The following is a 19,185-nucleotide window of genomic DNA, read 5'->3' as shown; positions in this document are numbered from 1 at the left end:
ACCGAACAGTGTTGGGACCGATCAATGGCGGAAGGACGGGGACGGGTCGTGGCTGCAGCGACGGATGGTGCCTGCAGCGGTAATCCAGGTCCGGGAGGTTGGGGCGCGTTGTTGCGTTTCGAAGACGGCAGCGTTGAGGAATTCGGTGGCCATGCACCCGACACCACCAACAACCGCATGGAATTGCAGGCGGCGTTAAAGGTGCTGCAACGGCTTGAGCAGCTGCCCCGTCATCCGGATCTCACCCTGCGCACCGACAGCAAATATCTGATTGATGGGCTGGGCTCCTGGATCAAAGGCTGGAAGCGCAAAGGCTGGAAAACGGCTGCGGGCAAGCCCGTGCTCAACCAGGACCTCTGGAAGGCCTTGGATGCCGCTCGTCTGGACGATGTCCCCCTGCGCTACGTCAAAGGCCACAGCGGTGATCCAGACAATGAACGGGTCGATCGCATCGCCGTGGCGTTTTCCCATAACGCCCAGCCGGCCCTGGTTCTGAAGCAGGGATCATCGGAGCTGTCTTCCGCCGAGTCCGCGCCAGAAGCACCATCTGAGGTTGCCCCCAAGCCTCTGCTGCAGCTGTTGTCCCGGTTGGAGCTGGCGGACCGTCTGGCGCAGGGTGGCTTCAGCCTCTCGTTGCTGGAGCTGGCGCAGCTGGTGGAAAAGCCGCTCAAACAGCTGGAAACCAAGTCTGAGAGATGGATCTGGAGGGATTGGATGGTCGAGCCCCAGGCGGAAGGGCGTTGGACCCTGCAACGTCGCGAGGCAGGATCAGAACAGTCCTGAGCCAGAGCATGTCGCCGTCCTCTTCGGCCGGACCGCTCAGCAGCGGTGCCTTTTATCAGCGTTGGCTTGGCCCGGTGTTGGCGCGGGACGACGGTCTGGATGCTGAACAGCTGTCGCGCACTGCGCTTACGGCGCTGGGTCAAGCCAGCCTGCGGCGCCGCTGGCCCGGGGTGTCCACGGTGCTGGATGGCGTTGCGGCGGATCTGCAACGGCGTGATCTGCGCCTGGAACAAGTGCTGTTTGGCTGCCGCTTCCCCAACCCGGTGGGTTTGGCGGCGGGGTTTGACAAGAACGGTGTGGCGGCTGGGATCTGGGATTGCTTTGGCTTTGGCTTCGCCGAAGTGGGCACGGTCACCTGGCATGGCCAGCCGGGCAACCCCAAACCACGCCTGTTCCGGTTAGCGGAGGAGCAGGCCGCGTTGAACCGGATGGGATTCAACAACGATGGCGCCAAGGCACTGTTGAAAACGCTGGAGCGTCAACGTCTGGATCCGCCCGGCCGGCGGCCGGCGGTGCTGGGGATCAATGTGGGCAAATCCAAGATCACTGCCTTGGAGCAGGCACCGGACGACTACGCGGCGTCCCTGGAGTTGTTGTCGCCTTTGGCGGACTACGCGGTGATCAACGTCAGCTCCCCCAACACCCCCGGATTGCGGGATCTGCAGGACACAGCCCAGTTGCGGCGGTTGGTGGAGCGGCTGCGCCGGCTGCCGGCCTGCCCCCCTTTGTTGGTGAAGATCGCGCCGGATCTGGACGATGAATCGATTGATGCGGTGGCCCGATTGGCCTTTGAGGAGGGTCTGGCTGGGGTGATCGCGGTCAACACCAGTCTCAATCGGCTGGGCCTGGAGCAACGGCGGTTGCCGCAGACCGGGCGCACTCTGGCGGAGGAGGCCGGTGGTCTCAGCGGTGCCCCCCTGCGTCAGCGGGCCCAGGAGGTGATCCGCCGCTTGCGGGCCAGTGCTGGCCCGGCGCTGCCGTTGATCGGTGTGGGCGGGATTGATTCGGCCCAAGTGGCTTGGGAGCGCATCACCGCAGGGGCTTCTTTGGTGCAGCTCTACACCGGCTGGATTTTTCAGGGGCCGGATCTGGTGCCGCGGATTTTGGATGGTCTTCTGCTGCAGTTGGACCGCCATGGTCTGCGCACCATCGCGGAAGCATCCGGCAGCGGTTTGCCCTGGCAGGACTGAACCTGTTGCTTAAAGACAGCTCAACTGCTCGATGTTGCGCCCTTAAATGTCTCTGAGAGGGAGTGATTCAAACCAGTCATCGTCGATAGCATGAAGGCAGTGGGAAGCGTTGTGTGCCACTGCCTGCTCTTGGTGAGCTGCCTCAACTCACAGCATTGAGTTTGGCTTGGCGGCGGCTGGTTGATCTCAAGCCGGTGTTGATGCTGGTGAACAACACGAGCTTGGTGTGTTGTTGGGAACAGAGGGGTCGTTGGCAGCAACGCGTTGTTGGTTGGCCCGAAGGCGTGTGCAGTGATGGTGTGCCGCTGCAACGGGAAGTCGTTGGTGAGTTGATCGCTGATTTGATCTTTGACTGCGATTGTCCGGGAGCTGAACTTGTTCTTTGCCTGCCTCTACAAGTTGCTTCATGGTGCGTGGTTGACGGCTATGGGGCTGATGGTTTGCCTGGTCTTTTGCCCCATGCGTTGCAGTCTCTCGACCTGCCCTTTGATCTTGCCGAGAGCTGCGTCACGTCGTCGCCGGTGCAGGAGGCCTTGGCGGTGGTGGGTGTGCCCCGGTCGTTGATTCAGGCCTGGAGCGAGGTTGCTGAACTGGCCGATCTGCCGCTGCGGCGCGTTGATTGGCTGCTGACTGCTGCCCAGCGGGCCTTGCATCAGCTCACGCAGACGTGGGATGGCGATCTGGCCTGGCTGGTGGTGGAGGAGAAGAGCCTGCGTTTGCTGTTGTTCCGCAAGGGGGTTCCTGAGGTTGACCATGCACTTGACGCCCTCGACCCTCTGGCCTGCCAGCGGGAGATTCGGGCCTGTGTTGCTGCCTTGCAGGCTTTGGTCGACTCGCCATCGGCACTGGGATGGTGGTTGTCGGTGCCGAGCGAACAGGTTGACGATTGGATGCCGGTGGTGGATGGGGCGGCAGGGGAGTGCTGCCTGAATCAACCCTTGCCCGTTTGGGCTGAACCTTCGGATCAGGCCGCCGCCCGAGATGTGACCGGTGTGCTGTCCCCTCTGCAGCAGTTGGCGTTGTTGGCGTTGCACCAGGAGGAGCGATGACGTCGCGTCAGGACTGGCCCAAGCCGGATTTGTTGCAGCAACGCCGGCTCGAACTTGGCTTGCCGCTGGAGCCGGCACCGGTTCCGCCGTTGTTCTCTCTCGTCTTGAAGGGCGGGATCGCTGGGGTGGCGTTGGTGATGTTGACCTTGCTCACTCTGTTGGGGCTTCAGCATCGCCAGCAGCTGGTGCAGGCCGAGATCGATGCACTCGATCCTGTGGAGAAGCGTGTTGGTGATGCCAAAGCTCGGGTGCGTGCCATGAGGTCGCGCCGCTCCACCTTGGATCAGCAGACGCAATCCATCGCCGAACAGTTGGTGGCGGTGCGCTCGGGGTCGGCGTTGTTGGAGCAATTACGACGGGTCACGCCTCAGGGTGTGCGCCTTGTGTCAGTTGACGCCAACCCCTCCAAGCTGCTGATCAAGGGGGAATCCCAAGGAACAAATGCCTTCGAGCGGATCAACGCCTTGGATCTCAACCTGGAAGCACTGCCAGACCTGCAACTTGATGGAACAACTGTGGTGAAAGCGGTTGCCGAGCAGCAGGGTCTGATTGCCTTCACTCTCGAGGCCAAGCTCGATTCAGCCACGAAACCCACCCCGGACTACTTGCGTGGCCTTGGTGCGGAGGGCTTGGTTCGGCGCCTGGAGTTGCTGCAAGTCAAGGGGGTGTTGCCATGACCAACCTGTCGACGACATCACGACAGCCATGGCTCACACGGGGACGCTTGTTGGTGGGTTTGCCTCTGGGGCTTGGTGCTCTGGTGAGTTTTGGCTTGATGACTGTGGGGGTGAGGCCACTCCTTCAAACGGTGCAGGGTTTGGAAGAGAGGCGGGACACCTTGCTCAGTCTTCAGCGCAGCGCTCCTGCTTTGGAACGCCAGCTCAACCAGGCGGAGACGGAGCTGCGGATGGCTGAAGAGAAGCAGGCTTTATTGCTGAACTTGCTGGCAGGGCGTGACAAGGTTCAGACCTTTCTGGCGTTGTTGAATCAGCAGGCTGTGGCTTCGGGTGTGCAGCTGCGGCGCTATGAACCGCTCCAAAGCCCACCACCCACCCAGAGTCAATCGAGGCGGAAAACCAACCGATCCAAGTCGCAGCAGAAGGCTGAAGCGCTGGAAGATCCATTGCAACAACTTGGCTATCGCAAGTCATCTGTTGCCCTTGAGGTGAGCGGTCCGTTTGGCGGTTTGCAAGCCTTTTTGCAACGTATGGAAGCTCTGGAATTACTGGTTGAAAGCAGCGAACTTGAGCTCAAGGCTGTGTTTGAGGACAAGGACGCTGATTTTGCTCATTCAGCGTCAGCTCGAACGCAGCTCAACTCAAAGCTGAGTTTCTATGACTTGGCCCCTGCGACGAACTCTCGCGTTCATGGCTCCAAGTCATCAGATTAACGAGTCTGGTGCATGCCGATAACGGTCGATACCATCCGCTTAGGAACTTGAGAAGTTGACGGGGAGCGTGAAGAGTTTGTTGATTCGACGCTTGCTGCCATTTGCTATGGCTCTTGGTTTGACTACCCCCACCGACGGGCTTTTAAGCATTGTCGCGTCACCGCAAGTTGTAGCGCAATCGCTTCTTCAGTTGAAATTGCGCCGTTCGGGCGAGCGTGTGGATGTTGTCATTGAAGGTTTGTCGACTGACGCCCGGGTGGTGAGTCAGCGCAGTTCACCATCCCAGTGGATTGGTCAATTGCGAGCAGCAGGTCCGCTTTCGCTCCGTAGATCTCAACAAGTCGAGCTTCCGGCAGTTGGACTCGAATCAATTCGCCTGAGCGCCAGTGCCAAAGGCGGATTGGAGCTGGTCGTGAAGGCGACGCAGGGGATGGCGCTGCCAGAGCCACAGATTCGAATGGACGGCACCAGCCTGATCGTGTCTCTCGAGGGTTTGTCGGTGCAAACGACGGCTTTGCCGAGCGGCAAGCTTGACTTGAGGCGGCCAGGCCGCCTTGCTCAACCAAAAGTGGTTCCACCCATGCGTCCACGTGCAGTTGCACCGCCCCTTGGCGACATGGCTGTTGGAACAATGATTCTTCAGAACCGTAGTTATGTGAACTTGAGCGGACCGCCCGTGACGCTCGTTTTGAACGACAGTCCCGCTAAATCTGCCTTGATGTCTCTGACTCGTTTGGGGGGATATGGGTTGGTGTACATGGGGGATGGCGGAGATGCCAATGCGCTAACCAAAATTACATTGGGAGAAAAAAAGGAGTCTCCGGGACCTAGCCGTCTGATAACGATGTCATTCAAAAATGAGTCTTATGACAGAGTTTTAAATGCAATTTTGCTTGCATCAGGTTTGCAGGCAAAACTTGATGGACAGACCTTGATGGTTGGGCCAAATATACTTGATAAGACGTTTGGCCCCAAAGTTTCGAAGGTATATAGATTGAATCAGTCGTCTGCTTTTTCTGCGGCCAATTATTTAGGAGGGTTGGGAGCTGAGGTAAATAGGATTGCAACGAGTAGTGTTACTTCTAGTAGTGAGACGGGTTTCGACGGGGCTTCCTCTAAAACTACCACTGAAACAAAAGGTGATTCTGTAAAGGTTGAAGCTTATGGCGCATCAGTTGGCCCGCTCAAAGGCCTTTTTGTGACAACCGACTCAAGACTGCAAACAGTGACTTTGATAGGTGATTCTAGTCTTATCGCTATAGCCGAGAAATATTTGCGTCAGCTAGATTTAAGGCAAAGGCAGGTTGCATTATCTGTAAAAATATTGGATGTGAACTTGGCTAATGGTGGTGTAGTCGATAATAGCTTTGCTTTTCGCTATGGCAATAATTTCATTGTGAGTGATCGCGGAGAGCTTGTGGGCGCGTTTGGTGCATTACTGCCTCCAAATAACGGCTCTTTTGATACTATCGCTGGAGGTGCATCCAGCGGTAAAAATCAATATAGTAGTGACAATTTAACTGCTAGTCCGCCACTTGATCCAGTCCCAATCAATCCCGGGACGCTCTACGAAGCTAATACATTTTATGATATTTTTCGTGCTTTAATCGTGTCTAGCAATACTAAAACGCTTGCTTCTCCGACATTGATTCTTGGCGAAAACCCTGGAAAGCTGCGTGGTCTAGAAGTGGCTGTGATGAATTCAGTGGATGCATTTAGTAAGTCCTCAATTGGCAGGCCCTACGCTAATGAAGGCTTTATTGCCGTCGGGACGCAAGTGACTACCAATTACGAAGTCACCCCTGGGCAAAATGGAGCTCCTAATAGTTGTCAGCCTGAAGAGTCGACAGCAGGTCTGACGTTCGGTGCGAGGGTTTCAAAAATTGATGATAATGGATTCGTGACTTTCTCTTTGTCGCCTTCAATTTCCGCTGTTACTGGTACTGAATTGATCCAAGGCTGTGGAACTAGAAGTGTTTTAAGCGTTCGTAGGCTTGATACTGGAAGCTTGCGCGTCAGGGATGGGCAGACACTTGTCCTGACTGGTGTTATTTCCGATGTTGATACTGAGGCTGTTCGGAAGTGGCCAATTCTTGGGGATATTCCTTTGATTGGGCAGTTTTTTAGGCAATCTTCCAATAGCAAAGAGAAGCGTGAACTCGTCATTTTGGTCACTCCACGCATCATTGATGACGCTTTAGGTGATAACTATGGTTATGGCTACAGCCCAAGCATTCCTGCTGCGCGACAGGTCATGGGCGGTTCCTGATAGGCAGTGTCTATAGCCCCATCCCTACAGGAGTTAGGGCCTTCGCTCCGATAAGAATTAGCATTCTCAATGTACTCATTCCGCCTTGAAGCAGTTGACCACCAATACCTTTGCCTTCCCTAACTGTGTAGGCTTTAAACCGGCGATTGCGAAGCAACTCTGCTGCAGCCGTTAGTTGAGTTGCCCATCCTTCAGCCCCTAGTGATTGGTATAAGGCCGCCGCATAACTGAAATCAGCCGCGGCAAGGTCGTCTTTGGCCTGTTCGCTTCGGCTGATGCCTCTTGCTACCCAACTGAGCGGTTCATTCGGATCGCTCCGGATGGCATCTGTGAACAGTCGTTCCGCTTCCGCCCAACGAGAGGCTTGGAAGGCTTTCACCCCGGCGTTATGAAGCCTCGCATTGCTCCGCGAGCCGACTGCAACTCCTGTCACTCCTTGCCAGTGGGCCTCTTCAAGGGCTTTGGGGTTGAAGAGGGCTCCGCTGAGATCAGCCTCTCTCAGATCAGTTCCATAAAGACGGCTACCTGTGAAGTCCGCTCCGCGTAATGAGGCCCCCCTCAAGCTGGTGAAGCTGAGATCAGCTCCTTTGAAATTGGCTCCATCGAGGCGCGCCTGTCCGAGATTTGCTCCTTGCAGTTGGGCTCGCTGAAGATCCGCATACCGCAGGTCGGCGTGCGCCAGATCCACATCCGCCAGACGACAGTCCGGGCAATTCCGTTGCTGCAGTAACACAACCAGATCGTCCGCTTGTGCCGTAAGTGGCGTTGTGATCAGCAGTGTTAACAGAAGCACTCGTGCTTGCATCCGGCAGTGGGCCACGCTGGAGATGTGTATGCGTTGTATCGGGAGTCGGGATGGGCGTCGACCTGCGCCATGGAGGCAACCGAGAAGCGGTCGCCGCAAGGTTGAACTGCAGGCCTTCCCAGTTGCTGGATGCCAGTGCCTCCTTGGCTCCCTGGAGCCCGCGCTGCTCACGCATTCCCCTGACCGCACTCCGCGACTATCCCGATAGGGGGCAGGCATCGCTGCGCCAGGCCATCGCTGGGCTCCATGGCCTTGATCCTTACGCTGTGCTGCCCGGAAACGGGGCGGCCGAGTTGTTCACCTGGGCGGCCCGCGATGCTGCTGCTGCGGGGGGCAGTGCCTTTCTCGTACCTGGGTTCTCGGACTATCGGCGGGCTTTGCAGTGCTGGGGTGCCTCCTGGATTGATACCCCCTTACTCTCGAATTGGAGCCATGCAGGCCCTACGGCGCATCCTCCTTTGCAGGCGCCGGTGGCCTGGATCTGTAATCCCCACAACCCCACGGGACAGCTTTGGAGTCGCGCGTCCTTGGAGCAGCTTGTGGCAAACCATGCGCTCGTGATCTGCGATGAAGCCTTCCTCCCTTTGGTGCCCAACGGCGAGCAGCAGTCGCTGATTCCCTTGGTGGCCGAGCATTCCAATTTGGTGGTGATCCGCAGCCTCACCAAGCTTTATGGAATCGCCGGATTGCGTCTGGGCTACGCCGTTGCAAAGCCTCAGAGGTTGCAGCGTTGGGTGGATTGGCGTGATCCCTGGCCCGTCAACGGTCTTGCTTTAGCTGTTGGCGAACGTTTGTTGGCATCGCCACGGCGTTATCGCCGTTGGTGTGCGCGGGTGCAGCGCTGGACGGCAATAGAGGGAGCCTGGATGAAGCGGCAGCTTGCGGCTTTGCCGGGCATCACCCCCATGCCAACAGCTGTGAATTACCTACTGGTTCGAGCAAATAGTTCATTACTGCCGCTGCGGGAAGCATTGGAGCAGCGGTATCGCATCCTGCTGCGTGATTGCCGCTCCTTTGAGGGGTTGGGGGACAACTGGCTGCGGATCGGCTTGCAATCACGGCGCGATAACCGCCGCATCATCCGGGCGTTGCGTGAGGAGTTGAAGCGCAGTCCTCTGGCTTGATCTAGGCCGCCAGCGTCTGAAGCAGAGTCGCCAGCTGCCTTTCGGCACCCCGTTCTGCCAGGGCCTCCATTCCTTCTCGCATCCGGGTAAGGGGATCGGATTCTGAATTGGGATGCTCCAGCCTCACAGTCAGGAGCCGTTGCACGGTGTTCAGCAATGTGGGCTGATCCGGCTCGTGCTGATGCACGATCACCGCTGCACCGAGGGATGCGGCGCAGGCGGCATTGGCCTCCTGGTGCTGGTCTGCTGCCTGCGGGAAGGGGACCAAAACGCTGGGAGTCCCGCAGACCGCCAGTTCACTGAGGCTGCCTGCTCCTGCCCGGCTGATGGCCAGATCGGCGTGTTGCAGCAGCCCGGGAATTTCATCGCTGAAACGGCGTTCTACCAGGTGTGGGTGCTGCAGTTGCTCGATGTCGGGGTCGTTGTCGCCAGTGAGGTGCACCACGCGGCAGCCTTGCTCCAACAGAGCCGGCACTGCGGCACGCACCATTCGGTTGAGGCCCACGGCGCCTTGACTGCCGCCCATCACCACCAGAAGCGGCCCTTCGCCGGAGGGGACCCAGCTCGGCAGGGGTTGTGGGGCCAGAAAGCTGGAACGCACCGGCGTGCCCGTCAGCACCGGCTGGCTGCCGGGGATGCGTTTGGCGGCAGCGGGGAGGCCGATGGCCATGGCGCTGCAGAAGCGACCCAGCAAGCGGGTGACCCGCCCCGGGATCGCATTGGATTCATGCAGCACCACGGGAATGCCACACCATCGCGCCGCCAGGATCGCGGGGGCGGCGATGTAGCCGCCGGTGGTGAACACCACATCGATCGCATTCCGGCGGATCACTCGCCGCACGCTCACGCTGGCCAGCAAGAGTCGCAGAAGCTGCAGGAGCTTGGTGAGCCCGCGCCCCTGCAGCCCACCGGCTTTGACGCACACCAAACCAAAACGCTCCGGCACCAGCTGTGTTTCGAGCCGATCAGGCACCCCCAGCCAGCGCACGGACCACTGCTGTTCCACAGCTTCCGCAACAGCCAGAGCGGGGAAGAGATGGCCGCCGGTGCCGCTGGCGGCGATCAGAAGCCGGGTCATTGCGTCGGCCGTCACCGCATACCGGTCCTAATTTAATTGGGTTGTTGTGGTCCGGCCCGTGCGTCGTTTCCTGGGAGTCACGCTCGTGTCGGCCATGGCATTGGTGTTGTCACCGGTCCAAGCCCTTGAGCAGCCCGGACGTGGAGGCAGTGCGGTTGAACGTTTCGGCGATCGTCTGCAAACGGCGTTGAACAGCGGCAGCTCTTCTGCGCTCGACACGCTTGCCAGCGTTGAGCTGCAGCCTGTTTTGGCACAGCGCCTGGAGCGTTTCCGGCAGGATTTCCCCGAGGTCACCTGGCAGGTGGAGCCCGCAGCGCCCACACCAGATGGGCGTCCGACCCTCAGCCTGCGGGTGCGGGGTGCCGCTGAATCCGAGGGGCTCAGCTATTCCCTCGAGGCCAGTGAACAGATCGCGATTCGTCTGGAAGGCGGCGAGTTGGTGGACCAGGAACTGCTGGCCCAGCAGTCCTTGCTGCGCAGCGGTGAGCGTCCTTTGGCGGTCGACGTCGCCATCCCCGATGTGGTGCTCACCGGAAGCCGTTATGACGTCGACTTGATTGTTGAAGAGCCGCTGGGCCAGGCCCTGGTCGCGGGCGGTTTAATCGACCTTTCCGATGCGCAGCTGTCGGCTCAGATCCGTCCCAACCTGCCGCTGGCTCCCCAAGGAGGGGGTGGATTGTTCAAAAGCGTCCAGGCGCCGCAGCAACCCGGTTCGCAGACCTGGGCCGTGATGCTGGTGCATCCCGATGGCGTGGTGACGGCCACCAAACGGGTGCGTGTGGTCAGCAGCTACTAGCTCCGTTGTCTTGTTTGATTCCAGCGGTGCAGGGCGGACACGTCCTCATCACCATGGCCGTTGTTGATCAGATCGAGTTCCAGCTGTTCCACCAGCGTTGTGACGGGCAGATCCAGTTGGACGGCCTTGGCTGCATCAAGGGCAATCCCGAGATCCTTGCGATGCAGGCTCAGCCGGAAGCCGAGGGGATAGCTGCCCTCCAGCATGGAGTTGCTGCGATGCTCCAGGGCCCATGAGCCGGCTGCACCATTTTTGAGGGCATCGATCACCTGGGGCATGGGCAGCTCCAAACGCTGGCCTAGGGCCACCGCTTCGGCCACGGCGGCATAGCTGCCGGCCACCAGCACTTGGTTCACCGCTTTCACCTGCTGTCCCCGCCCCACGTCACCGAAGTGATGAATGGAGCCTCCAATCACCTCGAGGATGGGCCGTACCCGCTCCAATGGCTCGCTGGCTCCACCCATCAGCACCGTGAGGCTGCCGCGTTTGGCCCCTTCCGTGCCGCCAGTTACCGGGGCATCCATGTAATGGACGTTCTGGCGTGCCAGGCGTTCCGCACAGTGTTGGGCTGTAGCGGGAGCAATGGTGGAGCAATCCAGCACCACGCTTCCGATGCCAAGTTGTGATGCGGCCCCGTTGGCTCCGAACAGCACCTGTTCAACGGCTGCATCGTCGCTGACGCACAGCAGCAGCACATCCACGCCGCTGCTGGCATCGGCTGGGCTGGAACATCGCGCTGCACCCTCGAGGTTTGGGTCCGTTTCGGCTGTGCGGCTGCGGGAGTGCACCCGCAGTGGGAAGCCAGCGCGGCGCAGGTTGATCGCCATAGGCAAGCCGAGTGCCCCCAGCCCCACGAAGCCAAGGCTCAAGTCACATCCGGTCATGACGCATGGCGAAGCATCCGGATCCTGGTCGACGGATGCGCTGCAGTTGTGCCTTCAGGACAAAAAAATCCCGGAAGTCCCGTTTGAGGGACGACCGGGATGAGATCGATCAAGACCTGCAGCTGCAGGTCTGAGCCGCTGATCAGGCGGCGTCGAGGGCAGCCACGCCGGGCAGCACCTTGCCTTCCAGCAGTTCGAGGCTGGCGCCACCGCCGGTGGAGATGTGCGACATCTTTTCGGCCAGGCCAGCCTTCTCAACAGCTGCCACGGAGTCACCGCCGCCGATGATCGTGCAGCAGCCCTTGCCGCTCAGGTCGGCCAGGGTGGTGGCGATGGCGTTGGTGCCGGCAGCGAACTTGTCGAACTCGAACACGCCCATGGGGCCGTTCCAGATCACGGTCTGACAATCAGCCAGGGCGTCCTGGAACACCTTGATCGAGTCGGGACCGATGTCGAGGCCCATCCAGCCGTCGGGGATGGCGTTGATGTCAGCGGTCTGGCTGTTGGCGTCGGGGGCGAAGTTGTCCGCCAGCACCACGTCGGTGGGCAGCAGCAGCTGCACGCCTTTGGCCTTGGCCTTGGCTTCGAGCTCCTTGGCCAGTTCCAGCTTGTCCTCTTCCACCAGGCTCTTGCCGACGGACAGGCCGCGGGCCTTGTAGAAGGTGAAGATCATGCCGCCGCCGATCAGCACCTTGTCGCACTTGTCGATCAGGGCTTCGAGCACACCGATCTTGGAGCTCACCTTGGAGCCGCCGACGATGGCAGCCAGAGGACGCTTGGGCTCATCCACAGCACCCTGCAGGTACTGAAGTTCCTTCTCCATCAGGAAGCCGGCGACGGAGGGCTTGAGGAACTTGGTCACGCCCTCGGTGGAGGCGTGGGCGCGGTGGGCGGCGCCAAAGGCGTCGTTCACGTACACCTCAGCCAGGCCAGCGAGCTTCTCAGCGAAACCGGCTTCGTTCTTCTCTTCTTCGGCGAAGAAACGGACGTTCTCCAGCAGAACCACATCGCCGTTGGCCATGGCGCCCACCTTGGCTTCGGCGTCGGGGCCGATGCAGCTGTCGGTCTTGGCCACGGGTTTGCCCAGCAGTTCGCTGAGGCGAGCGGCCACTGGTGTGAGACGCATGGCGTCATTTACCTGGCCCTTGGGCCGGCCGAAGTGGGCAGAAAGGATCACTTTGGCGCCCTTGCCGATCAGGTCGTTGATCGTGGGCAGGGCAGCACGGATGCGGGTGTCGTCGGTGATCGCACCGGCATCGTTCAGGGGCACGTTGAAGTCAACCCGCACGAGAACGCGTTTGCCGCTCAGGTCGCCGGCGTTGAGGCTGGCCAGGGAACGCTTCGCCATAGGGTTGTGTCGTGCGGTAAGAAAACGGGGTGAGATTAACCCGTGTGAATGGCGATGGTGCCAGCGCGTTCAAAGTGAATCTGTTCCGGCTGGCTGTCTGTTCTGTGCGTTTGCGTTCGTGAGCACCCCAACGATCCAGTGGTATCCCGGCCACATCGCCAAGGCGGAGCAGCAGCTCAAGCGCCATCTCGACAAGGTGGATCTGGTGATTGAGGTGCGCGATGCCCGTATCCCTCTGGCCACGGGCCACCCCCATCTCAACCGTTGGTTGAAGGGCAAGCAGCATCTGTTGGTGATCAACCGGCGCGACATGGTCACCGCGGCGGCCAAGGAGGCCTGGGAGGCCTGGTTCAAGGCCCAGGGGCAGCGAACGGTTTGGTGTGATGCCAAGGCAGGGACTGGTGTGAAGCAGGTGCAGCAGGCGGCGATCCGTGCCGGCGACCAGCTCAACGAACGCCGCCGCAACCAGGGCATGCGGCCCAGGCCGGTGCGGGCCCTCACCCTGGGCTTCCCCAACGTGGGCAAGTCGGCCCTGATTAATCGTCTGGTGCGGCAGAAGGTGGTGGCCAGCGCCCGGCGGGCCGGGGTGACACGCACCCTGCGCTGGGTGCGTTTGGGGCAAGACCTCGATCTCCTGGATGCCCCTGGCGTGCTGCCGCCTCGGCTCGATGACCAGCAGGCGGCCCTGCGGCTGGCCCTTTGCGACGACATCGGCCAGGCCGCCTACGACGGTGAACTGGTGGCTCAGGCCTTCCTGCAGTTGCTGCTGGATGCGGAATCGCAGGCTGCCGCTGGGGTGACGATTCCACTGCTGCAGGAGCGTTATGGCATTCCCCTGAGCGGTGAAACGGCCGACCCGGCTCTCTGGCTGGATGCCGCAGCGGCCCGCCACACCTCCGGTGAGACAGCGCGCATGGCCCAGCGGTTGCTGGATGATTTCCGCAAATCGGCCCTCGGCAGCATTGCCCTGGAGCTGCCGGCATGAGTCCGCAGCAGTGGAAACGTCCTCCGTTGCCGGAGGAGACCTTTACAGATCGCTTTGGTGAAGGGGAGGGAGAGCTGCTGACGCTGGCCTATCCCAAGCCGTTGCCGATGCGGCTGGACCGTTGGTTGGTGAGCCAGCGCACGGAGCAGAGCCGGGCTCGGATTCAGAAGTTCATCGACGCGGGCTACGTGCGCGTCAACGGCAAGACCGGCAAGGCCAAAACCCCCCTGCGCCAGGGCGATGAGGTGCAGCTGTGGATGCCGCCACCGGAACCGCTGCCTTACCTCAAGCCGGAGCCGATGGATCTGGAGGTGCTGTTTGAGGACGACCATCTGATCGTGCTCAACAAGCCAGCCGGGCTGACGGTGCATCCGGCACCGGGCAACAAGGACGGCACCTTGGTGAACGGCCTGCTGCATCACTGCCCGGACCTACCCGGCATCAGCGGCAAGTTGCGGCCAGGGATCGTGCACCGCCTTGATAAAGACACCACCGGCTGCATCGTGATCGCCAAGAGCCAGGAGGCCCTGGTGCGGCTGCAGTTGCAGATCCAGAAACGGATCGCTTCCCGCGAGTACTTCGCCGTCGTCCATGGGGTGCCGGCCGGCGACTCGGGCACGATCGTCGGGGCGATTGGCCGCCATCCGGCGGATCGCAAGAAGTACGCGGTGGTGAGCAGCGAAAACGGCCGTTACGCCTGCACCCACTGGACTCTGGTGGAGCGTCTCGGCGACTACTCCCTGCTGCGCTTCAAACTCGACACCGGGCGGACCCATCAGATCCGCGTCCACTGCGCCCACATGAACCATCCCGTGGTCGGTGACCCCACCTACAGCCGTTGCCGCAAGTTGCCGATCGAGTTGCCTGGCCAGGCCCTGCACGCTGTGCAGCTGGGGCTGGATCATCCGATCACCCGCGAGCGGATGCTGTTCGAAGCCCCTCTTCCTCCCGTGATGGAGAAGTTGCTGGGGGTGCTGAGGCGCCGCGCCGCCTCGGGCTGAGGGCTTAACGGGGCAGCCTTGGGCAGGCCTCCACGAGGGTTTGGCTGATCGGTGCCTGAGGCGCACTGAAGATCCGGTCGCCTGGACCTTCTTCCACCACTTTCCCTTGGTCCAGCACCATCACCCGGTGACAGAAACCACTGGCCACCGAAAGGTCGTGGGTGATGAACACGATCGCCAGACCGAGCTCCTGCTGCAGCTCCCGCAGCAGCGTCAGCACATCCGCCTGCACTTCAGCATCGAGCATGCTGACGCTTTCATCGCAGATCAGCACCTGAGGCTTCAAGGCCAGGGCCCGGGCGATCGCCACCCGCTGCTGCTGGCCGCCGGAGAGCTGCTTGGGCAAGCGATCCTGAAACTGCTCGGCCGGGCTGAGGCCGACCCGCTCCAGCAGGCGGCGGGCTTCTTCACGGGCTGCTGCTTTGGAGCAGAGGCCATGGATCAGCAAGGGATCGGCGATGGCATCGGCCACCTGCAGGGCGGGATTCAGGCAAGCCAGAGGGTCCTGAAACACCATCTGAAGGGCCCGGCGGGCCGTCCGCAGCGCCTCTCCGCGCAGGCTAAGCAGGTCCTGCCCCAGCAGGTCCACCCGGCCGCCACGGATTGGATTGAGCCCCATCAGGGCTCGGCAGAGGGTGCTTTTGCCGCAGCCGGAGGCTCCTACGACCCCAAGGCTTTCACCGGCCCTGAGCTCGAAACTCACGCCATCCACCGCCTTCAGCCAGAGGGGTGCCCATGGTGCGCCACCCACGGCATGCCAGCAGCGCATCTCCTCCACCCGCAGCACGCTGCCGTTGTCCGGACGTGCCGGTGAGCGTCCCCCTTCCCGGGCCTGGGCGGAGGCCACCAGCCGTTGCCCCACCGGCGACTGCGGCCGGGTGAGCAATTGATGGCTGGGGCCGTCCTCCACCTTGCGTCCGCCGTCGAGCATGGCCATGCGCTCGCACCAGCGGGCGGCCATGGCCAGGTCGTGGCTGATCAGCAGCAGGGCGCTGCCCAGTTCCTGGCAGAGGCCGCTGAGTTCCGCCATCACCTGCCCGGCCACCGCCACATCCAGGCTGGTGGTGGGCTCGTCGGCGATCAGCAGCGGTGGTTCCAGGGCAATCGCCAAGGCAATGGCGAGGCGCTGTCGCATCCCACCACTGAGCTCATGGGGGTAGGCGCGGAACCGGTTGGCGCCAATTCCCACCCGCTCCAGCAGTTCTCGGGCCCGTTCCTGGTGGGCCGCGGCACTGGTTTGAGGTCGGTGGGCCCTGAGGGTGTCGATCAGATGGCAGCCCACGCTCATGAGCGGATTCATCCGCGTCATCGGGTCCTGGAACACCAGACCCACGGCCTCACCCCGCAGCTGCCGCAACTGCGGTCGCCTGAGCTGGCGTGGATCCTGGCCGGACAACGCCAGCCGTCCTTCACAGATCGTTCCCTGGGGCAGCAGCTGCATCACGGCCCGCGCCACCGTGCTCTTCCCGCAGCCGGAAGATCCCACCAAGGCCAGGGTCTCTCCCGGCTCGAGGCTCAGATTCAGCCCATCCAGCGTCCAGGAGTTGCTGCCGGGGTAGCGCAATCGCAGCTGTTCGAGTTCCAGAACAGGCCGGCCCATGAACAGTGCTGCGGGAGCGACAGGGGGTCCTGCACTGAATACCATGGATTGACCCGATGGGTCGGATGCTCAACGCTGCCTCCACACCCAAAGAGCCCCGAACCAGCACGGGTTCGGCCACGGTGGGCTGCGCGTTGCCAGAAGTGAGGCGCCATCCCGTCCGCCATCCTGACGATTACGGCATCGCTCTCCCGGACTGGTTGAGGGAGTGCATCGCCAACGTGCCGCCCGGCATTGGCCAGAGCTGCCCCACCGATGCCGAGGCGCTGCTGGTGTCGGCCTTTGATTTCGGCTTTCAGCTCCACGAAGGCCAGTTCCGCGCCAGTGGAGACCCCTACATCGTCCATCCGGTGGCGGTGGCTGACCTGTTGCGGGACATCGGCGCCAGCGCCCCGGTGATTGCAGCAGGTTTCCTCCACGATGTGGTCGAAGACACCGACGTCACCCCCGATCAGATCGAGCTGCACTTCGGTTCCGAGGTGCGTGAATTGGTGGAAGGGGTCACCAAGCTCGGCGGTATCCACTTCAACGACCGCACGGAAGCTCAGGCGGAGAATCTGCGCCGGATGTTCCTGGCGATGGCCAGTGACATCCGTGTGGTTTTGGTGAAACTGGCGGATCGCTTGCACAACATGCGCACCCTCGTTGCGTTGAAGGAGGAGAAGCGTCAGCGGATCGCCCGCGAAACCCGTGAGATCTATGCCCCCCTGGCCAACCGCCTCGGCATCGGTCGCTTCAAGTGGGAGCTGGAGGATCTGGCCTTCAAATTGCTGGAGCCGGAGGCCTTCCGGGAGATTCAGGAGGAGGTGGCCACCAAACGCAGTGAACGGGAGCAACGGCTCGGCGTCACGGTGGGGCTGCTGAATGAGCGGTTGGAACGGGCCGGCCTAGAGCACTGCGAGGTGAGTGGTCGCCCCAAACATCTGTTCGGCATCTGGAGCAAGATGCAGCGCCAGCAGAAGGAGTTTCACGAGATCTACGACGTGGCGGCGTTGCGGATCCTCACTCCCAATGTCGAGAGCTGCTACCGCGCCCTCGCGGTGGTTCACGACACCTTCCGCCCGATTCCCGGTCGCTTCAAGGACTACATCGGGTTGCCGAAACCCAACGGCTACCAATCCCTGCACACGGCTGTGATCGGTCGGCATCGCCCGATCGAAGTGCAGATCCGCACGCTTGAGATGCACCATGTGGCCGAATTCGGGATTGCGGCCCACTGGAAATACAAGGAAGGCGGATCACCGGCCAGCAGCAGCAGTGATGCGGAGCGGTTCAACTGGTTGCGTCAGCTGGTGGATTGGCAACAGGAAGGCGGCAACGACGATCACAACGACTACCTCTCCTCGATCAAGGAAGACCTCTTCGACGAAGAGGTGTTTGTGTTTACCCCGAAGGGTGATGTGCTCGGGTTGCGCAAGGGGGCAACCGCCGTCGACTTCGCCTATCGCATCCACTCCGAGGTGGGCAACCACTGCCATGGCGTTCGCATCAACGATCGGCTGTGTCCGCTGGCGACGCCGCTGCAGAACGGTGATTTCGTGCAAGTGCTCACCAGCAAAACGGCCCATCCCAGCCTCGATTGGCTGAATTTCGTTGCCACGCCGACGGCGCGCAACCGCATCCGCCAGTGGTACAAGCGCAGCCACCGTGACGAAACGATTGAACGGGGCAAGGATCTGCTGGAGCGGGAGCTGGGGCGTGATGGCTTCGATGCCCTGCTCAACAGCGAGGCGATGCAGCGGGTGGCGCAGCGCTGCAATGTGCCCACCACTGAAGACCTCCTGGCATCACTGGGATTTGGAGACGTCACGCTGCAGCAGGCGCTCAACCGTTTGCGGGAGGAGATGCGTCTGCTGGCGGAACAGCAGCAGGCCCCACCCAGCAACGAAGACGTGGCCGCGGCGCTGCTGCCATCGCGGGATCCGGCGCCGGACCGTTCCGGAGGCGAAGGGGCGATCCTTGGACTGGAGGGCCTGGACTACCGCCTTGGTGGCTGCTGCAGTCCGCTGCCGGGTGAGTTGATCGTGGGCACGGTGGCCCTCGGCAACCACGGCATCACCATTCACCGGCAGGACTGCTCCAACGTGGAGACAATCCCCAGGGAACGGCGGCTCCCCGTGCGCTGGAACACCGCCCATGCCGATCAGGAGAAACAGCGCTTCCCGGTGCAGTTGCGGATCGAAGTGATCGATCGCGTCGGCATCCTCAAAGACATCCTGCTGCGTCTCTCCGATGGGGCCATCAATGTCAGTGATGCCCGGGTGACCACCGCCGCTGGCAAGCCGGCCCGCATTGATCTGCGGGTTGAGCTGGAGGGTGCAGATCAGCTCAGCCGCACCATGGACCAGATCCGCTCGATGGCGGATGTGATCGGGATCGCCCGGGTGGGCACGAGCTAGCTGCCTCGGCTCACGACGGCACGGGCTTCACGCTGCAGAAACAGGCGGTAGGCCATCCAGCCGCTGGCTATGGCCAGCACCAACCCCACAACGCTGGAGCCCAGCAGGATGCGCTGGCTGAACTCCCATCCCTGGGCCCACAGGCTGCTGCGATTCAGCTCCGCTAGGTTGATCTCGCCTTGGCCGGGACCCAGCAGCCGACAGCCCACCAGATAGTTGAACCAGTAGAGGGGCAGATAGGTGAGGGGATTGCTCACAAGGGTTCCTGCGGCGGCGAGCAGGTGATTGCCACGCACCATGCTGGCCACACCCACGCTGAGGAAGATCTGCAGCCCGAAGAAGGGGTAGCAGCCGCAGAACACGCCAGCGGCCAGGCCACGGGCCCGTTGGGCAGGTGTGCCTTCCTGTCTCCACAACCAGAGGACCCCGCGGCGCATCCGGATGCGACTGAGGCGCAGCAACCGGCGCATGAACCCAGCAGAAA

At 61.5% G+C, this 19,185-nt stretch carries 17 protein-coding genes; 11 read left to right on the top strand and 6 right to left on the bottom strand.

What is annotated here, in order from left to right; all coding sequences use genetic code 11:
- Positions 1 to 24 precede the first annotated feature (24 nt).
- The 6 genes from rnhA to SynTAK9802_RS11490 all read left to right on the top strand — a co-directional run bounded on the left by rnhA (position 25) and on the right by SynTAK9802_RS11490 (position 6,681).
- A complete protein-coding gene (rnhA, locus tag SynTAK9802_RS11515; protein WP_186496359.1) occupies positions 25 to 783 on the top strand; it encodes a ribonuclease HI in 759 nt (252 codons plus the stop codon).
- A gap of 8 nt (positions 784 to 791) precedes the next feature.
- Entirely contained in the window at positions 792 to 1,973 is a 1,182-nt protein-coding gene (locus tag SynTAK9802_RS11510; RefSeq protein ID WP_114987666.1) for a quinone-dependent dihydroorotate dehydrogenase, read from the top strand.
- Positions 1,974 to 2,128: 155 nt separating this feature from the next.
- Complete coding sequence (locus tag SynTAK9802_RS11505; RefSeq protein WP_186496357.1) at positions 2,129 to 3,022, top strand: hypothetical protein; 894 nt, start codon at positions 2,129 to 2,131, stop codon at positions 3,020 to 3,022.
- On the top strand, positions 3,019 to 3,699 hold the full coding sequence (locus tag SynTAK9802_RS12725) for a PilN domain-containing protein (RefSeq protein WP_186496355.1): 681 nt from the start codon (positions 3,019 to 3,021) through the stop codon (positions 3,697 to 3,699). The genes SynTAK9802_RS11505 and SynTAK9802_RS12725 overlap by 4 nt, the downstream gene beginning before the upstream one ends.
- A gap of 230 nt (positions 3,700 to 3,929) precedes the next feature.
- Positions 3,930 to 4,412: a hypothetical protein gene (locus SynTAK9802_RS11495; RefSeq protein ID WP_186496354.1), complete on the top strand. Its 483-nt coding sequence runs from the start codon at positions 3,930 to 3,932 to the stop codon at positions 4,410 to 4,412.
- A 91-nt stretch (positions 4,413 to 4,503) separates the two neighbouring features.
- Positions 4,504 to 6,681, top strand: coding sequence for a type II secretion system protein GspD (locus tag SynTAK9802_RS11490; protein WP_255487763.1), 2,178 nt, complete (start codon positions 4,504 to 4,506; stop codon positions 6,679 to 6,681).
- 10 nt (positions 6,682 to 6,691) lie between these two features.
- On the opposite strand, the gene SynTAK9802_RS11485 is transcribed toward SynTAK9802_RS11490, so the two are convergent.
- Positions 6,692 to 7,486: a pentapeptide repeat-containing protein gene (locus tag SynTAK9802_RS11485; RefSeq protein WP_186496353.1), complete on the bottom strand. Its 795-nt coding sequence runs from the start codon at positions 7,484 to 7,486 to the stop codon at positions 6,692 to 6,694.
- A 50-nt stretch (positions 7,487 to 7,536) separates the two neighbouring features.
- On the opposite strand from SynTAK9802_RS11485, the gene SynTAK9802_RS11480 reads away from it, so the two are divergent.
- Positions 7,537 to 8,610 carry an aminotransferase class I/II-fold pyridoxal phosphate-dependent enzyme gene (locus tag SynTAK9802_RS11480; protein ID WP_186496352.1) on the top strand — a complete coding sequence of 358 codons (1,074 nt, stop codon included), beginning with the start codon at positions 7,537 to 7,539 and terminating at the stop codon, positions 8,608 to 8,610.
- A gap of 1 nt (position 8,611) precedes the next feature.
- Here the strand turns inward: SynTAK9802_RS11480 and murG are convergent, their stop codons facing one another.
- Positions 8,612 to 9,688, bottom strand: coding sequence for an undecaprenyldiphospho-muramoylpentapeptide beta-N-acetylglucosaminyltransferase (gene murG, locus SynTAK9802_RS11475; protein WP_186496351.1), 1,077 nt, complete (start codon positions 9,686 to 9,688; stop codon positions 8,612 to 8,614).
- 94 nt (positions 9,689 to 9,782) lie between these two features.
- Here murG and SynTAK9802_RS11470 point away from each other — a divergent pair, with 94 nt between their 5' ends.
- Positions 9,783 to 10,484, top strand: a complete 702-nt coding sequence (locus SynTAK9802_RS11470) for a hypothetical protein (protein ID WP_186498220.1) — start codon at positions 9,783 to 9,785, stop codon at positions 10,482 to 10,484.
- Here the strand turns inward: SynTAK9802_RS11470 and SynTAK9802_RS11465 are convergent.
- Both SynTAK9802_RS11465 and pgk read right to left on the bottom strand, forming a co-directional pair.
- Complete coding sequence (locus SynTAK9802_RS11465; RefSeq protein ID WP_186496350.1) at positions 10,481 to 11,368, bottom strand: NAD(P)-dependent oxidoreductase; 888 nt, start codon at positions 11,366 to 11,368, stop codon at positions 10,481 to 10,483. The two genes, SynTAK9802_RS11470 and SynTAK9802_RS11465, sit on opposite strands and share 4 nt — an antisense overlap.
- Positions 11,369 to 11,510: 142 nt before the next feature.
- A complete protein-coding gene (gene pgk / locus SynTAK9802_RS11460) occupies positions 11,511 to 12,716 on the bottom strand; it encodes a phosphoglycerate kinase (RefSeq protein ID WP_115081229.1) in 1,206 nt (401 codons plus the stop codon).
- Positions 12,717 to 12,834: 118 nt separating this feature from the next.
- Here pgk and ylqF point away from each other — a divergent pair, with 118 nt between their 5' ends.
- The gene (gene ylqF / locus SynTAK9802_RS11455; protein ID WP_186496349.1) at positions 12,835 to 13,701 is read left to right on the top strand and encodes a ribosome biogenesis GTPase YlqF; all 867 of its coding nucleotides are present in this window, start codon (positions 12,835 to 12,837) and stop codon (positions 13,699 to 13,701) included.
- The gene (locus SynTAK9802_RS11450) at positions 13,698 to 14,702 is read left to right on the top strand and encodes an RluA family pseudouridine synthase (protein ID WP_186496347.1); all 1,005 of its coding nucleotides are present in this window, start codon (positions 13,698 to 13,700) and stop codon (positions 14,700 to 14,702) included. The genes ylqF and SynTAK9802_RS11450 overlap by 4 nt, the downstream gene beginning before the upstream one ends.
- A gap of 4 nt (positions 14,703 to 14,706) precedes the next feature.
- Here SynTAK9802_RS11450 and SynTAK9802_RS11445 read toward each other — a convergent pair whose 3' ends face one another.
- Positions 14,707 to 16,347: an ABC transporter ATP-binding protein gene (locus SynTAK9802_RS11445; RefSeq protein ID WP_186496345.1), complete on the bottom strand. Its 1,641-nt coding sequence runs from the start codon at positions 16,345 to 16,347 to the stop codon at positions 14,707 to 14,709.
- A 20-nt stretch (positions 16,348 to 16,367) separates the two neighbouring features.
- On the opposite strand from SynTAK9802_RS11445, the gene SynTAK9802_RS11440 reads away from it, so the two are divergent.
- On the top strand, positions 16,368 to 18,701 hold the full coding sequence (locus tag SynTAK9802_RS11440) for a bifunctional (p)ppGpp synthetase/guanosine-3',5'-bis(diphosphate) 3'-pyrophosphohydrolase (RefSeq protein WP_186498219.1): 2,334 nt from the start codon (positions 16,368 to 16,370) through the stop codon (positions 18,699 to 18,701).
- On the opposite strand, the gene SynTAK9802_RS11435 is transcribed toward SynTAK9802_RS11440, so the two are convergent.
- A complete protein-coding gene (locus SynTAK9802_RS11435) occupies positions 18,698 to 19,171 on the bottom strand; it encodes a DUF2062 domain-containing protein (RefSeq protein ID WP_186496343.1) in 474 nt (157 codons plus the stop codon). The two genes, SynTAK9802_RS11440 and SynTAK9802_RS11435, sit on opposite strands and share 4 nt — an antisense overlap.
- Positions 19,172 to 19,185: the final 14 nt, after the last annotated feature.

This window comes from Synechococcus sp. TAK9802 (assembly GCF_014279535.1).
Lineage (GTDB): Bacteria > Cyanobacteriota > Cyanobacteriia > PCC-6307 > Cyanobiaceae > Parasynechococcus.
The sequence above is the reverse complement of the archived record's forward strand: the minus strand, read 5'-3'. Positions and strand labels throughout refer to the sequence as shown.